This is a genomic window from Aeromicrobium flavum (assembly GCF_007992115.1).
Taxonomy (GTDB): Bacteria; Actinomycetota; Actinomycetes; order Propionibacteriales; family Nocardioidaceae; genus Aeromicrobium; species Aeromicrobium flavum.
The window spans coordinates 107,075-122,847 of record NZ_BJZQ01000004.1; the positions used below are offsets into that span (position 1 = coordinate 107,075).

The window sequence follows — 15,773 nt, forward strand, 5'->3', positions numbered from 1 at the left end:
ACGGTGGCCGCTACGTTCAACATCAGCACCCAGATGGCTCAGATGCAGATGAAGGGTCCACGAACATACGTCAACACGCTCTGGCGAAGCAGGCGCGCGCGCAGGCACCGTCGTAGACCGCCAGCGTGACTACTTGGCTTGTGGGTGACAGCCAGCGGATCGGGTGTGACTCTCCTCAGACGAAGTTACGGGGACGGGGCAACGTCGAGCAGGTCAACCGGTGCACCGGACACGACCGAGACCACTCTGAGAAGCTCTTTCCACAATTCTGGGCGACCCCGGGCGAAGGGGCGGGGTCCACGACCTGCTTTCGAGCCCTCATCGACGAGCAAGCCGGCCGCAACAAGACGGAGCAAAACCGGCCGCACGACGCTGTCGGAACGGCCGATCGCGGCAGCCACCTGCCTCGTCGTCACCGTTCCGTCGGGGGCTGCAAGCAAGATGTGGGCAGACGCCAGCACCTCCGAGAACGCCGCGTTGTTGAACAACGCGGCAGACACGCTCCTAGCATCAGCGAACTGCCCCTGCATCACAATAGTGTAGGTGACGCGAACTACGTCACGCGTTACACGCCACGAAAGAGGCCAAGATGACCTTGCTTCATTCTGCCGCGCGCACGATCGTGCCCCCCCGGTCCCTTGCCGGCCGGGTGCTCGAGGGGCAGGGACACCTTCGCTACCTCGCCACCCCTGACGGCCTACGCGACGCCTCTCAAAGGATCGCAGACGCCGCGATAAGCCTCGGATGCTCCAGCGTCGCGTCCGTGTCACAGCACGCTGCCGGTCCTCTCGCAGCCGCAACGCTTCTGAACCCAGACCTTCAACTTGTCTCGATGGACCATCTCTGGGCAGGAGAAGTCGACAAACTACTACTCGTCGAGACGGTTGCGGTCTCGGGACACCAGGTCCGAGCCGCTATCGAACGAGCGCTCGAAGCTGGCGCGACTTGGGTGGGTGTCGTCATTCTCTTTCCTGTCCTGGGGACAAACGAGCTCGGACTCGTTGAGGCGTTCGGGCTCGCAGCGGCAGACGCCGTGTACGTTGCGGCGTAGGGCCCGGTCTCCACGATCCGGGGAGTTCAGAGGGCACAAGCAACGAAGGCAGCCCCAGCGGCGTCCGCATCAGCCGCGCCCGCCAGTGCCTTGCCCTTCATAATCAACTCGGGGCCTCTCAGGCCAACCACATTTCCGAGCACACGCTTGTCGCCCAACGTGACGAGGTGTGTTGCCCCACGCAACACACCGACTGCTGCACCCTCACCGCGTAGCCGTAGCTTCGTTTCCTTCGTCAGACCGGCGCGTGCCGCGAACCCGGCCTCCATCAACGCGGCAGCACGGATGGGGTGTACCTGAAGTTGCGAGGACAACGCCTGCACAAGATCGAGCAACTGAACCTCGGGTTCCGTCCCGGCAGTTGTCGCGTACTCGAAGCGCCTCGAGACCGCCATCTGGTCAGCCTCGTCGATAACCACTCCGCGCAGCACGGGACAACCGTGCTTGATTCTTACGGTGACTCCGACCACAAGCGCCATTCCGGCACCGTACTCTTCCGGAGTGAACTCCGTCAGTACGGCCGTGGTGGGGGACCTGTTCGCCGGCAGGTACCTGATCGAAGCGCGTCTCGGAGACGGCGCCTACGGCGAGGTCTGGCGCGCCAAGGACCGGCACCGAGACCAAGTGGTCGCTCTGAAGATCCTCTCGAGCACCCAGCCGGACGACGCTTGGCAAGAAGCTCGACGCCTCACCGAGCTTGAGAGTCCCAACATCCTGCGGGTCAGCAACGCCGACCTCGCGATCGACGTTCCGTACATTGCATCAGCGCTAGCTACCAGAGGTACCGCTGCCGATGAGATGAAGCCGCTCGGGATGGCGCCTGCCCGGGCAGTGCACCTGATCCGAGGCACGTTGCGAGGCCTGCAACTGTGCCACGATCGGAGGATTCTTCACCGCGACGTGAAGCCGGCGAACATCTTCATCGGAGGGACAGGCGACGCCCAGCTGGGAGACTTCGGCTGTGCGGCACTAATGGCACCCGACGATACCGGCAACCCGCACGGCGACCCGGACATCAGAGCACTGGAGGTCCTGAAGGGCGGTTCGTGCACGAGAAGTTCGGACATTTACAGCGCCGGCCTCTCCCTCTACGCGATGCTGACCGGGTCGCTGCCGTTCTCGTTGGCCGCCCTGGGTGACTTCAAAGCTCTTAGGGAAGCCGTCACAGCCGGGATGCCAGATGTGCGAGACGTTGCTCCTCACGTCAGCCTCGGCCTCGCGCAGGTGGTACGGAAAGCCACTGCGCCCAAGCCAGCGGACCGGTACGGAACGGTCGCAGAATTCAGCGCTGCGCTCGCCAAGCACGCAACTGCCCACGCGGACATCTGGCGAGTTGAACCTTCGTCGGCTGCGCACTTGGACCACGTGGGGCACGACCGCTGTTGGACGGCCGTTCGTAGGCACGATGCTCAGATGATTTACGTCTGCGTCGACCCGTCTGGTCGAAAGTGGGACGTGTTGGTGCGGCGTTCGAGCGGCCGGCGCGCGAACACCCTCTGCCGCAGCGGTCTGAACTCTTCGGCTACGACTGTCCACCTCCGGAGAATCTTCGATAAGCTGCGCTGATCCGCTGGACGCATCGTGCATCGCCAAGAGTCGGGCTCCGGGCCCGCCGCATTCCCTCGCTGCGGCGCAGGCTTCCGCTTCGCTCCCATGTGCTAACTCAGGTGCTACCGACGGTGTAGATCTACGAATCCAGATGAATCTCTCCGTTGCGGCAGCGAGCTCTTTTCCCTCCGTTTCTGGGCGTTGTCGTCATGCTTCGATTCTTCGCGCAACCCCGCGATGAACAGTTCGAATCCCCTATCCTCCGCCAGCCAGAGCCGACCCCCGGATCTCCGAGGGTCGGTTCTGTCGTTCTCGGGGCCTCGCCGGCCCGCTGCTCATAATGCGGACACTGCCGATCCATGGCACCGTCATTCCCGACCGAAACGGTCGTCGCATCCGCGTCGGCCCTCATCGAGGGAAGGGACCTGACATGTACTTCGGTGGATCCATTGCTCTCATCGCGATCGGCGCGATTCTCGCGTTCGCGGTGACCGACGCCATCAACGGCGTCGACCTGACCATGGTCGGCTACATCTGCATGGCGGCCGGCGCGCTCGGCATCGTGCTGAGCCTGATCGTCAACAGCCGTCGCGGCGACGCCGCCGTCCGCGACACCCGTCGCGACGACATCCCGCCGGCTCGCTGAGTCGTCACGGCACGCCCGGGTCGGCGCCCGTCGGAAGCATCTGACACCGGCTGGCGTTGACCCGGACATGCGCGGTGAATACAAGGTCCCCGGAGGCAAGCTGGTCGCGGTCGATCTCGAGGTCGAGAACGAACGCCTGAGCCAGGTCAGTGTCTCCGGGGATTTCTTTCTCGAGCCAGAAGAGGCTCTCCTCGACGTCAACGCAGCCCTGACCGGCCTCTCCGTCGACGCGTCCGTCGAACAGCTGACGTCGTCGATCGAGGGCGCCGTCGACTCCCAGACCGCCTTCATCGGCTTCACGCCCGAGGCCGTCGGCATCGCTGTCCGCCGCGCGCTCGGCAAGGCCACCGGGTGGCACGACCACACGTTCGACGTCATCGGTCCGGTCACGATGGACCCCGCGATGCACGTCGCGCTCGACGAGGTGATCGGCCGCGAGGTGGCCGACGGCACCCGTCCGCCGACGTTCCGCTTCTGGGACTGGGACAGTCCGCTGGTCGTGATCGGCTCGTTCCAGAGCTACGTCAACGAGATCGACGCCGACGGCGCCGCCCAGCACGGCATCGACGTCGTGCGCCGCGTCTCCGGCGGCGGTGCGATGTTCATGGAGCCTGGCAACTGCATCACCTACTCCCTCGTCGTGCCGGGTTCCCTGGTCGAGGGACTCAGCTTCGAGCGCTCGTACTCGTTCCTCGACGACTGGGTGATCGAGGCGCTGGCCGAGGTGGGGGTCAAGGCGCACTTCGTGCCGCTCAACGACATCGCCAGCGACGCCGGCAAGATCGGCGGCGCGGCACAGAAGCGGTTCGCCGGCGGCTCGGTGCTGCACCACGTGACGATGGCGTACGACATCGACGCGGACAAGATGACCGAGGTGCTGCGCATCGGCCGCGAGAAGATGAGCGACAAGGGCACCCGCTCGGCCAACAAACGCGTCGACCCCATGCGCTCGCAGACCGGCCTGTCCCGCGACGCCATCATCGACGCGTTCCTGCAGACCTTCCGCCGTCGCTACGCGACCCACGAGTCCGACTACACCGAGGCCGAGCTGGCCGAGGCGCGCGAGCTGGTCGCCGCCAAGTTCTCGACCCCGGAGTGGACCCACCGCGTGCCCTGAGCACGCCCGCGTCCCAGCCCCCCCACTTTTGGAACCGGATCCACCCTCCGACAGACACATCGCGTGGATCCGTTTCCAAAAGTGCGGGAGGGGACCCAGCCGCGGCCGGACGGTGAGATAACGAGACCCGCCGACCCCCGAGGGGGTGGCGGGTCTCGTTCGTGAGGTGACTCAGCCGATCGGGTCGAAGACGTCGTGGTCGCCCACGGTCGCCGCGAGACGGGCGCGGTGGAACTCGCCGTCGCCGATCAGGTGCTCGATCGCGATGAGGCGGCTGGCGTAGTGACCGACCGAGTACTCGGCGGTCATGCCGATGCCGCCGTGCAGCTGGATCGAGTCCAGGCCGATGTGACGGCCCGCGACGCTGACCTGCAGCGCCGAGTGCGAGGCCGCCGCGGCCAGCTGCGCCGGCGTGGTGTCCTCGTCGGCCGCCACGATCGTGGCCCACGTGATCGTGCTGCGCGCGAGCTCGAGCGCCACGTACATGTCCGAGGCCCGGTGGTTGAGCGCCTGGAACGTGTTGAGCGTGACGCCGAACTGCTTGCGCGTCTTGAGGTAGGCGACCGTGGTCGTCAGCGCGGTCTCCATGGCACCGAGCGCCTCGTGGGCGTACGCGATGCGGGCCCGGTCGAGCGCGACCTCGATCGCGCCGGTCTGGTCGCCGCCCTCGCCGAGCTGGACCGCGGGGGTGTCGCCGAAGGTGACCGTGGCCGCGCGGCCGCCGTCGTTGGTGACGACGGTCTCGACCGCCGTGGCGCCCTCGACCAAAAACACGCCCGTGCCGCCCTCGGGCAGCGCGGCGGTGACCAGCAGCAGGTCGGCCCGCTCGGCCTGGACGACGGGGGCCTTGACGCCGTTGAGCTTGCCGTCGGCGAACGTCACCGAGGACGCCTCGGCCGACCAGCGCTTGCCCGGCTCCAGCCACGCCAGGATCGGCAGGATCTCGCCGCCGGCGACGGCGTCGACGTACTGCTTCTTCTGGTCGTCGGTGCCCAGGGCGTCGATCAGGCCGCCGGCCAGGACGATCGCCTCGACGAACGGGTCGGGCGCGATGACCTTGCCCAGCTCCTCGGCGGCGAGCGAGACCTCGACGGCGCTGGCCTCGAACGGCAGGCTCAGCACGCCCATCTCGGCGAGCTGCTCCCACGCGGCGAAGCCGGCATCGGTCTTGGTGATCTCACGACGGGTCTCGGACGAGTCGTAGACGTTGGTGATCAGACCGCGGACGGCCTTGACGAGAGCCTTCTGCTCGGAATCGATGGTGAAGTCCATGTCACAGTCCCAGGATCGTGCCGGCGATGATCTGGCGCTGGATCTCGTTGGATCCGCCGTAGATCGACACCTTGCGGTTGTTGAGGAAGATGCGGGTCTCGTGGCTGGTGATCGCCGACGGGCCCTCGAGGTCGACGAACAGGTCGGAGACGGCCTGCGTCAGCTGCGAGCCCTTGATCTTCAGGACGCTGGACGCCGGGTGCGGCTTGTCGCCCGAGGAACCGGCGGCGACGCGCAGCGCGGTGAGCTCGAGCGCGGTGAGCTGGTTCTCGATGTCGGCGATGCGGCTCGCGTACTGGTCGAAGACGCCCAGCTCCTTGGCCTTGTCCTTCGCCGTGGCGAGGTTGCGCTGGCTGGCGCCCACCTGGGCGATGCCGACGCGCTCGTTGCCGAGCAGGAACTTGGCGTACGTCCAACCCTTGTTCTCCTCGCCGACGAGGTTCTCGACGGGGACGCGCACGTTGTCGAAGAAGACCTCGTTGACCTCGTGGCCGCCGTCGATCAGCTCGATCGGGCGGACCGTCAGGCCCTCGGTCTTCATGTCGATGAGCAGGAAGCTGATGCCCATCTGCTTCTTCGGCGCGTTGGGGTCGGTGCGCACGAGGCAGAAGATCCAGTCGCCGTACTGGCCGAGCGTGGTCCAGGTCTTCTGGCCGTTGACGACGTAGTGGTCGCCGTCGCGCACCGCGGTGGTGCGCAGGCCGGCGAGGTCGGAGCCGGCGTCGGGCTCGGAGAAGCCCTGGCTCCACCAGATGTCGAGGTTGGCGGTCTTCGCCAGGAAGCGCTCCTTGATCTCCTGCGAGCCGAAGGTCGCGATCACGGGGCCGACCATCGAGGCGTTGAACGCCAGCGGCGGGATGACGCCGGCCAGCTGCATCTCCTCGTGCCAGATGTGGCGCTGCAGCTGCGACCAGTCCTTGCCGCCCCACTCGACGGGCCAGCCCGGAACGGCGAGCCCGGCCGCGTTGAGGGCCTGCTGCGAGCGGACGATCTGGTCACGGGTGATCTCCCCGTGGTTGATCATCGTGTCGCGGATGTCCTGCGGGACCTGGGTGGTGAAGAACTCACGCATCTCCTCGCGGAATGCCTGGTCCTCGGCTGACAACTGAAGTCTCATGAGTGCCCCTTCGCACTAAGCGCTTGCTTAGTCTTGAGAATACTGTGCAACTGCCGTTGACACCAGCGAGTCACTTCCGCTTGGACTTGGCACGGAAGGGCCCCACCAGACGTGGCCCGGACAGCCGTCGCTCGAGTCGCCGCGTCTCGCGGCCGAGCGGTTGTGCAGCATACTCACCGAGGATGACACCGGCCGCCAGGGCCAGCGCGACCGCGGTGGCGGTGATGCCCGACGAGATGCCCGAGAGGTTCTCCTCGGCCAGCTGAGCCAGCGACCGATAGATCGTCAGGCCCGGCAGCAGCGGCACGATGGCCGGCACCACCATCACGAGTGCCGGCACCCGCAGCCAGCGCGACGCCGGATAGCTGACGACGCCGATCAGGAACGCCGCGATCCCCGCGCCCCAGGGCCGGTCGAGGCCGTTCTGCACGAGCGCGGAGGACAGCGCGCCGGCCCCCGCCCCGATCAGGGCGATCACCGGGCTCGACGACCAGGGCGCGTACGACTGCACGGCGAACCCGGCGGCGGCGATGCCCGCGCCGATCGTGACGAACGGCAGGTGCGACAGGTCGGGCCAGATCGTGCCGGACCCGAGGTCGACCCCGAGCATCCGGCCGACCATGAGGCCGCCGCTGACGCCCGCCACGATGCCGCCGGTGGCGAGCATGACTTCGAGCAGGCGCGCCACGGCCGTCAGGTGGTAGCCGGTCAGGGCGTCCTGGATGGCGCCCATCAGGCCCAGCCCCGCCAGCAGCACGACGATGTTGGCGGCGATGACCAACGACGGCGGCGCCGGCAGCGAGAGGGCCGCCGCCGAGACCGCGATGAGCGACGCGCACAGCCCGCCCACGACCTGGATGTAGAAGTCGGGGAGCCGGCGCACCTCCAGCGGCCGCCGGAGCAGCTCGATCGCCACGGCGGCGACGAACGCGGTCAGCGAGACGAAGAGGCCGCCGCCGAGCATGAGCGCGACCCCGGCGCCGACGAGGCCCGAGGCACCCACCACGACCGAGCGCGGCCGGGCGTGGCCGCTGGTCTGGATCGCGGCGAGCCGCGACCGTGCCTCGTCGAGGTCGATCTCGTCGTTCAGCAGGTCGCTGACCAGCCGGTCGATGGCGGTGACGTCCTCGAAGTCGGTCTCGCGGCGGACGACGTTGCGACGCAGGAGCAGGGGCGGCTCGTCGAGCTGTTGGTCGTGGACCATCGTCAGCATGATGTGGGTGACGTCGACGTAGGTGCCGCGCAGGCCGAGGTGCCGGCAGATCGACGACATCGTCGCCGAGACGTCGGCGGTGCCCGCCCCGTTGGACAGCAGCATCTCGCCCGCCTTCAGCGCGAGGTCCATGATCCGCAGGGTCTGCGGTGCCGAGCTACTCATGGCTCCACCCTGTCGGATGACGCGCGACGGCGGACCGGGCCATGGCCCTGCCCGCCGTCGAGCATCGTCAGACGTCCGCGATCATGCCTTCTTGAGCACCCGCTGCACGTACGGCTGGTTCGCGGCGTTCCAGTCCAAGCGGCCCACGTAGAGGTACTTCGGGCCTTCCTTGCGCTTGAAGTTCGGTCGATGACCGTTCCAGAAGAACCACCAACGTCCCAGCGAGTCGCCGACGGCCTGCGCGTTGCCGCGGCCCAACGTGTTGGTGCCCTTCGGGAACGTCAGGCGCGTGGGCTTCGTCGACCAACCGCGCCACGGATCGGTGGACTGGCGGTACTGGGTCCAGTACTTCGGCGTGCCGTACCAGCCCCACGACGTGAACAGCGTGAACGTGCCGCCCCGTTCGACCATCACCGGGTTCTCCTCGATGTACCGGTGGCGCTTGCGAATCAGCTGGACGCTGCGCGGCTTCTGGTTCACGGGGTTCGCGATGACGCGGTGGGGCGACACCGGGTCGAGGTTGAGCATGCGGGTGGACGTGTCCCACATGATCGTGCCGTTCTTCTTGTAGGAACGCTGGGTCTTGAACAGCAGCACCGTCCGGCCGCCCACGACAGCCGGTGTCGCGTCGATCAGGCCGATGCGGCGCTTGCCGCCGACCGGATCCTGTGGCTTGGTCTTCTTGTTGCCGCGCCAGCAGGCGATCGGCTGGCGCGCGGGCTTGAACGGGCCGCGGTGCGTCTTGGCGGTGCCCGTGCCGATGCACCGGGTCGTGGTGCTGCCGCGCACGAGGGCCGAGTAGTAGACGACCCACGTCCCGGTCGCGCCGCGGACGATGGAGGGTGCCCAGACACCCCGCTTCTTGGGGTTGGCCCACTTCGGGGCCGGCTTCAGCAGCCGCTCCTTCGTCGACTTCCACGGACCCCGCGGGTGGGCGGCCGTGCGGATGACCCCGGCCTTGTCCCAGCGCCCGGTGCGCAGCATGACGAAGCCCCCGCCGGGAACCTCGGCGACGCCCGGGTTCGCCCAGCTCTTCAGGATCGGCTGGTCCGGCGCCGCCTGCGCCGCGGGTGCGACGAGTGCGCCGGTGGCGAGCACGGCGAGCGCGGTGGCTCCCGCCGTGGCCACGCGTGTGTACAGATTCCTCATGAGTTTCCTTCCCCCGATGGATCGACCAGACGGTCGATCGGAGCATAACTCCGACGGGGGACACCGCGGCGTTTCCGCGGACGGGCCTGCCCGGGGGTCGTCCGCGTCCTAGGGTGGTCACGCCGACGACGTCCCAGGAGGACCCATGAGCGAGTGGACCGAGGACATCCTCACGGACCCCTACGAGCGGATGACGCTCGATCTGGGCACCGACCCCGACGGCGAGGGCGCCATCACCGCCACGCTGGTCCGGCGCCGCTTCGAGGGCGAGCCGCGGGCCGCGATGATCTACGTGCACGGGTTCACCGACTACTTCTTCCAGACCGAGCTGGCCGAGTTCTACGCCGACCGCGGCTACGCCTTCTACTCGCTCGACCTGCGCAAGTGCGGCCGGTCGCTGTCCGACGGGCACACGCCGCACTACGTCTCGGACCTGTCGCTGTACGACGCGGAGCTCGACCGGGCGCTCAAGATCGTCCGCTCGGAGGTGCCCGACGTGCCGATCGTGCTGTCGGCGCACTCCACCGGCGGGCTGATCCTGCCGCTGTGGCTCGACCGCATGAACCTCGAGCCCGGCGGCGCGCGCGGCCGCGGCATCGCCGGGCTCGTGCTCAACAGCCCGTGGTTCGACCTCCAGGGCGCGCCGTGGATGCGCACCATCGGCACCCAGGCGATCCGCGCGTTCTCCAAGGCCAAGCCCCGCACGCCGATGAAGCTGCCGTCGACCGACGCGTACGGCGTGAGCCTGCACCACGAACACGGTGGCCAGTGGGACTACGACCTGGTGTGGAAGCCGCTGGCCGGGTTCCCCGTGACCTTCGGCTGGATGACGGCCGTGCGCCGGGGGCACGCGGCGCTGCACCGCGGGCTCGACATCGGCGTGCCGTCGCTCGTGCTGCGCTCGCACCGCACGTGGTTCAGCCGCAAGCACCACGAGAAGACCGACACCTCGGACGCCGTCCTCGACGTGCGCCAGATCGGGCGCTGGGCCGGCTGCCTCGGTGGCGACGTCACCTCGCTGCAGGTCCGCGACGCGCGCCACGACGTCTACCTGTCGAACGATGAGCCCCGCGCGGAGGCCTACCGGCTCACGGCCGAGTGGCTCGACCGCTGGATCCCATGAGCCGTCTCTGGGACGGTCGAGACCGCGCCCCCAGCCACTTTTGGTCCCGGATCCACGTGGATCCGGCGGGCCGACGTGCATCCGGGACCAAAAGTGGAAAGGGGGCTGCCGGATGAGCCGCACGATCGGGTTCGACCTCGACATGACGCTGATCGACTCGCGGCCGGGGATCCGCGCCGTGTACGAGGAGCTGTCGCGGCAGACCGGCGTGTTCATCGACGCCGAGCTGGCCGTGTCGCGGCTGGGCCCGCCGCTGACCTGGGAGCTGCAGCACTGGTTCCCCACCGACGTCGTCCCGGAGATGTTCACGCGGTACCGCGCCATGTACCAGGAGATCGCGGTCCCCCGCGTGCTGGCGATGCCCGGTGCCGCCGAGGTCCTCGCCGCCGCGCAGGAGCTGGGGCGCGCCATCGTCATCACGGCCAAGAACGCCTCCAACGCCGAGCACCACCTCGCCCACTTGGCCCTGCCCCATGACGCGGTGATCGGCGATGCGTGGCGCGAGCAGAAGTCCGAGGTCCTGATGCACCACGGTGCCGACACCTACGTCGGCGACCACGTGCACGACATGGACGCGGCCCGGATCGCCCGGGTGACGGGCATCGGCGTCACCACCGGACCGTGCTCGGCGGACGAGCTCAGCGAGGCCGGCGCAGACCACGTCGTGCCCGATCTCGACGCGGTACGCGCTCTCCTGCGCTGAGGGTCGGACCGCTGTCAGGACGGGCGTCTAGGGTGGTCCTCGTGGACGCACCCCTGGCCCTGTATCGGCGCTACCGACCCGAGACGTTCGCCGAGGTCATCGGTCAGGATCACGTGACCGCGCCGTTGCGTCACGCCCTGGCCAACAACCGGGTCAACCACGCGTACCTCTTCAGCGGCCCGCGCGGCTGCGGCAAGACCACCAGCGCCCGGATCCTGGCGCGCGCGCTCAACTGCGAGAAGGCGCCGATCTCCGACCCGTGCGGCGAGTGCCAGAGCTGTCGCGACCTGGCGCGCGGCGGGCCCGGCAGCATCGACGTCATCGAGATCGACGCGGCCAGCCACGGCGGCGTCGACGACGCCCGCGACCTGCGCGAGCGCGCGTTCTTCGCGCCCGTCAGCAGCCGCTACAAGGTCTACATCATCGACGAGGCCCACATGGTCTCCCCGCAGGGCTTCAACGCCCTGCTGAAGCTGGTCGAGGAACCGCCGCCGCACCTGAAGTTCATCTTCGCCACGACCGAGCCCGACAAGGTCATCGGCACGATCCGCTCGCGCACGCACCACTACCCCTTCCGGCTGGTGCCGCCCAAGCTGCTCAGCGACTACATGCTCCAGCTGTGCCGCAGCGAGGACGTCGGCCTCGAGGCCACGGCCCTGCCGCTGGTCGTGCGGGCCGGCGGTGGCTCCGTGCGTGACTCGCTCAGCGTGCTCGACCAGTTGCTCGCCGGCTCCGGTCCCGACGGCATCACGTACGACCTCGCGGTCCAGCTGCTGGGGTACACGCCCGACTCGCTGCTCGACGAAGCGGTCGAGGCGTTCGCCGCCAGCGACGCGGCCACCGTCTTCGGGGTCGTCGACAAGGTGATCGAGTCCGGCCAGGACCCCCGCCGCTTCGCCGAGGACCTGCTGCAGCGCTTCCGCGACCTGGTGATCCTCAAGGCCGTGCCCACCGCCGCCGAGACGGGCCTGCTCGAGACGCCGGCCGACCGCACGGCGGTCCTCATGCGGCAGGTCGCGGGCTTCGAGCCCACCGAGCTCACCCGCGCCGCCGACCTCGTCAGCACCGCCCTCACCGAGTTCCGGGGGGCCACGGCGCCGCGCCTGATGCTCGAGCTGATGTGCGCCCGGATCCTCGTGCCCGGTGCCGACAACTCCGTCGAGGGGTTCCACGCCCGGCTCGATCGGCTGGAGCGTCGCCTCTCCGGCGCCGCCCCGGCGCCCGAGACGGTGGCCGCGCCCCCTGCTGCGCCGGCACCGACGCCCGCGGCGGCTCCCGCGCCCCAGCCGACGCCGCAGCCTGCGCCGGCACCGTCCGCTCCCGCCGCCACCGAGGACGAGCCCAGTGGCTGGGGATCGACGCCCGAAGCGCCGGAGCCCGAGGCGGCCACGCCGACCCCCGAGCCCGTCGAGCCGGCACAGCCCGCCGCGGTCGCGCCGACTCCCGAGCCCCAGGCGGCCCCCGCACCCTCGCCCGAGCCCGCGGCCGCCCCCGGCGCCCTCACCACGGCCGACGTCCGGCGGATGTGGCCGCAGGTCCTCGAGCGCGTCCAGCAGCTGCGCCGCTTCACCTGGGTCATGCTCAGCCAGAACGCCCAGGTCGCCGCGCTCGACGGCTCCACGCTGACCCTCGCGCTGGTGAACACCGGGGCCCGCGACTCGTTCACCAAGAGCGGGTCCGACCAGATCGTCCAGCAGGCGCTGTCCGACGTCATGGCCGTCCAGTGGCGCATCGAGGCGATCGTCGATCCCTCCGCCACGCCCGCCGGCACCACCGCCACGTCGGCTCCGGCCGCCACTCCGGCCCCGGCACCCGCCGCGCCCACCGAGTCGCGCGTGCCCGAGTCGGTCCGCGAGGCGCTGCGCCAGGGCCCGGTCCCCATCACCCGGGTCGACCCCGACGCGGGCGTCGACCCCGACGACCCCGTCGTCGACGACGGCTCGCAGGACGCGGAGGCGCTCCTGGCCGAGCACCTGGGGGCCGAGGTCATTGACGAGACTCCCCACGGGCGCTGAGCCGACGCGCGCGCCCGTCCGACGACGGCTCGCGCTCGACGCCTCACCCACGGAGGTCCTGCGCCGCCTGCGGGGCCGCGACCGCCTCGTCGCGCTGATCGGCGCGTGGCACCAGGGCGAGGCCCTGATCGCGTGTGAGCCCACCCGCCTGCTCGACGCGTGGGACGAGGTCGACCTGCCCCGGCACAGCGGTGACGGGTTCGGCGGCGGGTGGATCGGCGCGTGGGGGTACCGCCTCGGCCGGTACGTCGAGGACCTGCCCGACGGGCCACCTCGTCCCGTCCCCCAGCCCGACCACCGCGTCGGCTTCTACGACCTCGTGCTGCGCCGCGTGCGGGGCACGTGGTGGCTGGAGTCGACCGGCGAGCCCGACCCGTTGCGCGTGACCGAACTCCTCGACGCCGTCTCCCGCCCGGTCGCTCCCGAGCCGTTCTCCACCGGCACCTTCGCGATGACTCCGTCGCCGGCCCTGCACCGCGAGGCCGTCCGCCGGGCCCTCGACCACATCGCCGCGGGCGACATCTTCCAGGTCAACCTGTGCGCTCGCCTCGAGACCGAGTTCACGGGCGACCCCCTCGACGCGTTCTGCGCGGGCGTCGACCAGCTGGCACCGGCCTACGCCGCCTTCGTCTCCTCGCCCGAGGGCGCGCTCGCCAGCTTCTCACCCGAGCTGTTCCTGCGGCGCACCGGCGACGAGGTCCTGGCCTCTCCCATCAAGGGCACGGCCCCGCTCACGGCCGACCCGCTCGAGTTGGAGGCGTCGGCGAAGAACCGCGCCGAGAACGTCATGATCGTCGACCTCATGCGCAACGACCTGGGTCGCGTCGCGGTGCCGGGGTCCGTCCGGGTGCCGGCCCTGAACCGGCTCGAGCGGCACAGCGTGTGGCACCTGGTCTCGGACGTCGTGGCCCACCTCCCCACGGGGGTGGGCGACGGCGACCTGCTGCGCGCCACCTTCCCGCCCGGCTCCGTCACGGGCGCACCCAAGGTGCGCGCGATGGAGATCATCGCCGACCTCGAGGCCACCGGGCGTGAGGCCTACACCGGTGCGATCGGGCACGTCAGTGCGACGGCCGGCCTCGAGCTCAACGTCGTGATCCGCACCTTCGAGTTCGCCCCGCAGACCGACGGCACCTCCCGCGTGTGGCTCGGCGTGGGCGGCGGGATCGTGGCCGACTCCGACCCCGACGACGAGTACGCCGAGTGCCTCCACAAGGCGCGGCCGCTGGTCGAGGCGATCGGCGGACGCCTGGACCTGGAGTCCCCTCGCCGCTCCCCGCTGGCCCTCGCGGAGCCCTCGGAGGGCGACGCGGTCCGGCCCGTCGACCTCGGCCGCGGGATCTTCGAGACGGTGCTCGTGCTCGACGACCGCGCCGTCGACCTCGACGCGCACCTCGCCCGCCTCGACGCCGGCGTCCGGGCCGTCCACGGCACCACGGTGCGGGCCGGCCTCGAGGAGGCGGTGCGTCGTCAGGTCGCCGGACTGTCCGGGCGACACCGTCTGCGCATCGACGCGGCGCCGCACGACGGCGACGTGCGGATCTCGATGACCGTCACCAAGGCCGGTCCCGCCGAGGCCTCGTGGTCACTCGTCCCTCGCCTCGTCCCGTCCGGCCTGGGTCCGCACAAGTGGGCCGACCGCGACCGGGTGCCCGTCGTACCCGGCCACGAGCCGCTCATCATCGACACCGACGGCTCGGTGCTGGAGACCGCCCGCGCCAACCTCTTCGCGGTGCTCGACGACGGTCTGCACACCCCCGCTCTCGACGGTCGCCTGCTGCCCGGCACGGTGCGGGCGCGCGTCATCGAGGTCGCCGGTGCGCTCGGCCTGCCCGTCCTGCAGCACCGGATGACCACGGCCCTGCTGGCCGAGGCCACCGAGGTCTTCGCCACCAACGCGCTGCGCGGCATCGTGCCGGTCACCTCCTGCGAGGGCGTCGGCCGCTGGTCGCCCGGCCCCGTCACCGCCCGCCTCACCGAGGCCTACCGCGGTGCCCTGCGGGGCGACGGATCCTTCGACCTCCGGGTCACCCCCACGACCCCGAGGTCGAAGGATCCGTCCCCGTCGGCGCGGGCCCGGGTGCTGTTCATCGACAACTACGACTCGTTCGTGTTCAACCTCGTGCAGTACGCGCGCGAGCTGGGGGCCGAGGCCGAGGTGGTGCGCAACGACGAGACCTCCGTCGATGAGCTGCTGCGCGGCGACTTCACGCACGTCGTCGTCTCGCCGGGGCCCGGCACGCCCGCCGAGGCCGGGATCAGCGCTGAGGTCGTCCGCCGGTTCACCACCCCGCTGCTCGGCGTCTGCCTGGGCCATCAGGTGATCGGCGAGGTCTTCGGCGCCCGCGTCGTCCGCGCCGACCGGGTCGTGCACGGCAAGTCCTCGCTCGTGCACCACGACGGCCTCGGCGTCTTCGCGGGGCTGCCGTCACCGATGACGTGCGCCCGCTACCACTCCCTCGTGGTCGAGGACGTGCGCGAGCCGCTGGTCGTCACCGCGCGCACCGGATCCGGCGTCGTCATGGGCCTGCGCCACCGCGACCAGCCCATCGAGGGCGTGCAGATGCACCCGGAGTCGATCCTCACGTCCCACGGCCACGACCTGGTCGCCGCCTTCCTGCGCCGGAGCGGATCACGCATCGTCTGAGACGATG

Annotated in this window: 14 protein-coding genes; 8 read left to right on the forward strand and 6 right to left on the reverse strand. The window is 69.8% G+C overall.

Annotation, left to right across the window (positions count from 1 at the left end):
• Positions 1-185 precede the first annotated feature (185 nt).
• Entirely contained in the window at positions 186-530 is a 345-nt protein-coding gene (locus AFL01nite_RS06105) for a hypothetical protein (RefSeq protein ID WP_146826481.1), read from the reverse strand.
• A 233-nt stretch (positions 531-763) separates the two neighbouring features.
• On the opposite strand from AFL01nite_RS06105, the gene AFL01nite_RS06110 reads away from it, so the two are divergent.
• Positions 764-1,051, forward strand: a complete 288-nt coding sequence (locus tag AFL01nite_RS06110; protein WP_186813833.1) for a hypothetical protein — start codon at positions 764-766, stop codon at positions 1,049-1,051.
• Between the two features lie 26 nt (positions 1,052-1,077).
• Here AFL01nite_RS06110 and AFL01nite_RS06115 read toward each other — a convergent pair whose 3' ends face one another.
• Positions 1,078-1,530 (reverse strand): hypothetical protein, encoded by a 453-nt coding sequence (locus tag AFL01nite_RS06115; RefSeq protein WP_146826485.1) that lies wholly within the window; start codon positions 1,528-1,530, stop codon positions 1,078-1,080.
• Positions 1,531-1,552: 22 nt separating this feature from the next.
• Between AFL01nite_RS06115 and AFL01nite_RS06120 the strand changes: the two genes are divergently transcribed.
• The 3 genes from AFL01nite_RS06120 (at position 1,553) to lplAB (ending at position 4,362) form a co-directional block, all read left to right on the forward strand.
• The gene (locus tag AFL01nite_RS06120; protein ID WP_181753365.1) at positions 1,553-2,617 is read left to right on the forward strand and encodes a serine/threonine-protein kinase; all 1,065 of its coding nucleotides are present in this window, start codon (positions 1,553-1,555) and stop codon (positions 2,615-2,617) included.
• Positions 2,618-3,029: 412 nt separating this feature from the next.
• The gene (locus tag AFL01nite_RS06125) at positions 3,030-3,245 is read left to right on the forward strand and encodes a DUF6458 family protein (protein WP_146826488.1); all 216 of its coding nucleotides are present in this window, start codon (positions 3,030-3,032) and stop codon (positions 3,243-3,245) included.
• 67 nt (positions 3,246-3,312) lie between these two features.
• Positions 3,313-4,362 carry a lipoate-protein ligase LplAB gene (gene lplAB, locus AFL01nite_RS06130; RefSeq protein ID WP_146826490.1) on the forward strand — a complete coding sequence of 350 codons (1,050 nt, stop codon included), beginning with the start codon at positions 3,313-3,315 and terminating at the stop codon, positions 4,360-4,362.
• A 171-nt stretch (positions 4,363-4,533) separates the two neighbouring features.
• Here lplAB and AFL01nite_RS06135 read toward each other — a convergent pair whose 3' ends face one another.
• The 4 genes from AFL01nite_RS06135 to AFL01nite_RS06150 form a co-directional block, all read right to left on the reverse strand.
• On the reverse strand, positions 4,534-5,634 hold the full coding sequence (locus AFL01nite_RS06135) for an acyl-CoA dehydrogenase family protein (protein ID WP_146826492.1): 1,101 nt from the start codon (positions 5,632-5,634) through the stop codon (positions 4,534-4,536).
• Between the two features lies 1 nt (position 5,635).
• Complete coding sequence (locus AFL01nite_RS06140; protein ID WP_146826493.1) at positions 5,636-6,751, reverse strand: acyl-CoA dehydrogenase family protein; 1,116 nt, start codon at positions 6,749-6,751, stop codon at positions 5,636-5,638.
• Between the two features lie 70 nt (positions 6,752-6,821).
• The gene (locus AFL01nite_RS06145; RefSeq protein WP_146826495.1) at positions 6,822-8,129 is read right to left on the reverse strand and encodes a threonine/serine exporter family protein; all 1,308 of its coding nucleotides are present in this window, start codon (positions 8,127-8,129) and stop codon (positions 6,822-6,824) included.
• Positions 8,130-8,210: 81 nt separating this feature from the next.
• Positions 8,211-9,278 (reverse strand): family 43 glycosylhydrolase, encoded by a 1,068-nt coding sequence (locus AFL01nite_RS06150; protein WP_146826497.1) that lies wholly within the window; start codon positions 9,276-9,278, stop codon positions 8,211-8,213.
• Between the two features lie 145 nt (positions 9,279-9,423).
• Between AFL01nite_RS06150 and AFL01nite_RS06155 the strand changes: the two genes are divergently transcribed.
• From AFL01nite_RS06155 to AFL01nite_RS06170, 4 genes are all read left to right on the forward strand, one after another.
• Positions 9,424-10,401, forward strand: a complete 978-nt coding sequence (locus AFL01nite_RS06155) for an alpha/beta hydrolase (RefSeq protein ID WP_146826499.1) — start codon at positions 9,424-9,426, stop codon at positions 10,399-10,401.
• A gap of 112 nt (positions 10,402-10,513) precedes the next feature.
• Positions 10,514-11,104 (forward strand): HAD family hydrolase, encoded by a 591-nt coding sequence (locus tag AFL01nite_RS06160; RefSeq protein WP_146826500.1) that lies wholly within the window; start codon positions 10,514-10,516, stop codon positions 11,102-11,104.
• Positions 11,101-13,119, forward strand: coding sequence for a DNA polymerase III subunit gamma and tau (locus tag AFL01nite_RS06165; RefSeq protein WP_371862817.1), 2,019 nt, complete (start codon positions 11,101-11,103; stop codon positions 13,117-13,119). Before AFL01nite_RS06160 ends, AFL01nite_RS06165 begins: the two co-directional genes overlap by 4 nt.
• Positions 13,094-15,766: an aminodeoxychorismate synthase component I gene (locus AFL01nite_RS06170; RefSeq protein ID WP_186813834.1), complete on the forward strand. Its 2,673-nt coding sequence runs from the start codon at positions 13,094-13,096 to the stop codon at positions 15,764-15,766. Before AFL01nite_RS06165 ends, AFL01nite_RS06170 begins: the two co-directional genes overlap by 26 nt.
• Positions 15,767-15,773 lie beyond the last annotated feature (7 nt).

What these genes read in the sequence shown, in the direction of transcription:
- lplAB (WP_146826490.1), top strand. Translation starts at nt 3,313, where the DNA reads ATGCGCGGTGAATACAAGGTCCCCGGAGGCAAGCTGGTCGCGGTCGAT.
- AFL01nite_RS06160 (WP_146826500.1), top strand. Translation starts at nt 10,514, where the DNA reads ATGAGCCGCACGATCGGGTTCGACCTCGACATGACGCTGATCGACTCG.
- AFL01nite_RS06145 (WP_146826495.1), bottom strand. Translation starts at nt 8,129, where the DNA reads ATGAGTAGCTCGGCACCGCAGACCCTGCGGATCATGGACCTCGCGCTG.
- AFL01nite_RS06140 (WP_146826493.1), bottom strand. Translation starts at nt 6,751, where the DNA reads ATGAGACTTCAGTTGTCAGCCGAGGACCAGGCATTCCGCGAGGAGATG.
- AFL01nite_RS06155 (WP_146826499.1), top strand. Translation starts at nt 9,424, where the DNA reads ATGAGCGAGTGGACCGAGGACATCCTCACGGACCCCTACGAGCGGATG.
- AFL01nite_RS06135 (WP_146826492.1), bottom strand. Translation starts at nt 5,634, where the DNA reads ATGGACTTCACCATCGATTCCGAGCAGAAGGCTCTCGTCAAGGCCGTC.
- AFL01nite_RS06105 (WP_146826481.1), bottom strand. Translation starts at nt 530, where the DNA reads ATGCAGGGGCAGTTCGCTGATGCTAGGAGCGTGTCTGCCGCGTTGTTC.
- AFL01nite_RS06125 (WP_146826488.1), top strand. Translation starts at nt 3,030, where the DNA reads ATGTACTTCGGTGGATCCATTGCTCTCATCGCGATCGGCGCGATTCTC.
- AFL01nite_RS06115 (WP_146826485.1), bottom strand. Translation starts at nt 1,530, where the DNA reads ATGGCGCTTGTGGTCGGAGTCACCGTAAGAATCAAGCACGGTTGTCCC.
- AFL01nite_RS06150 (WP_146826497.1), bottom strand. Translation starts at nt 9,278, where the DNA reads ATGAGGAATCTGTACACACGCGTGGCCACGGCGGGAGCCACCGCGCTC.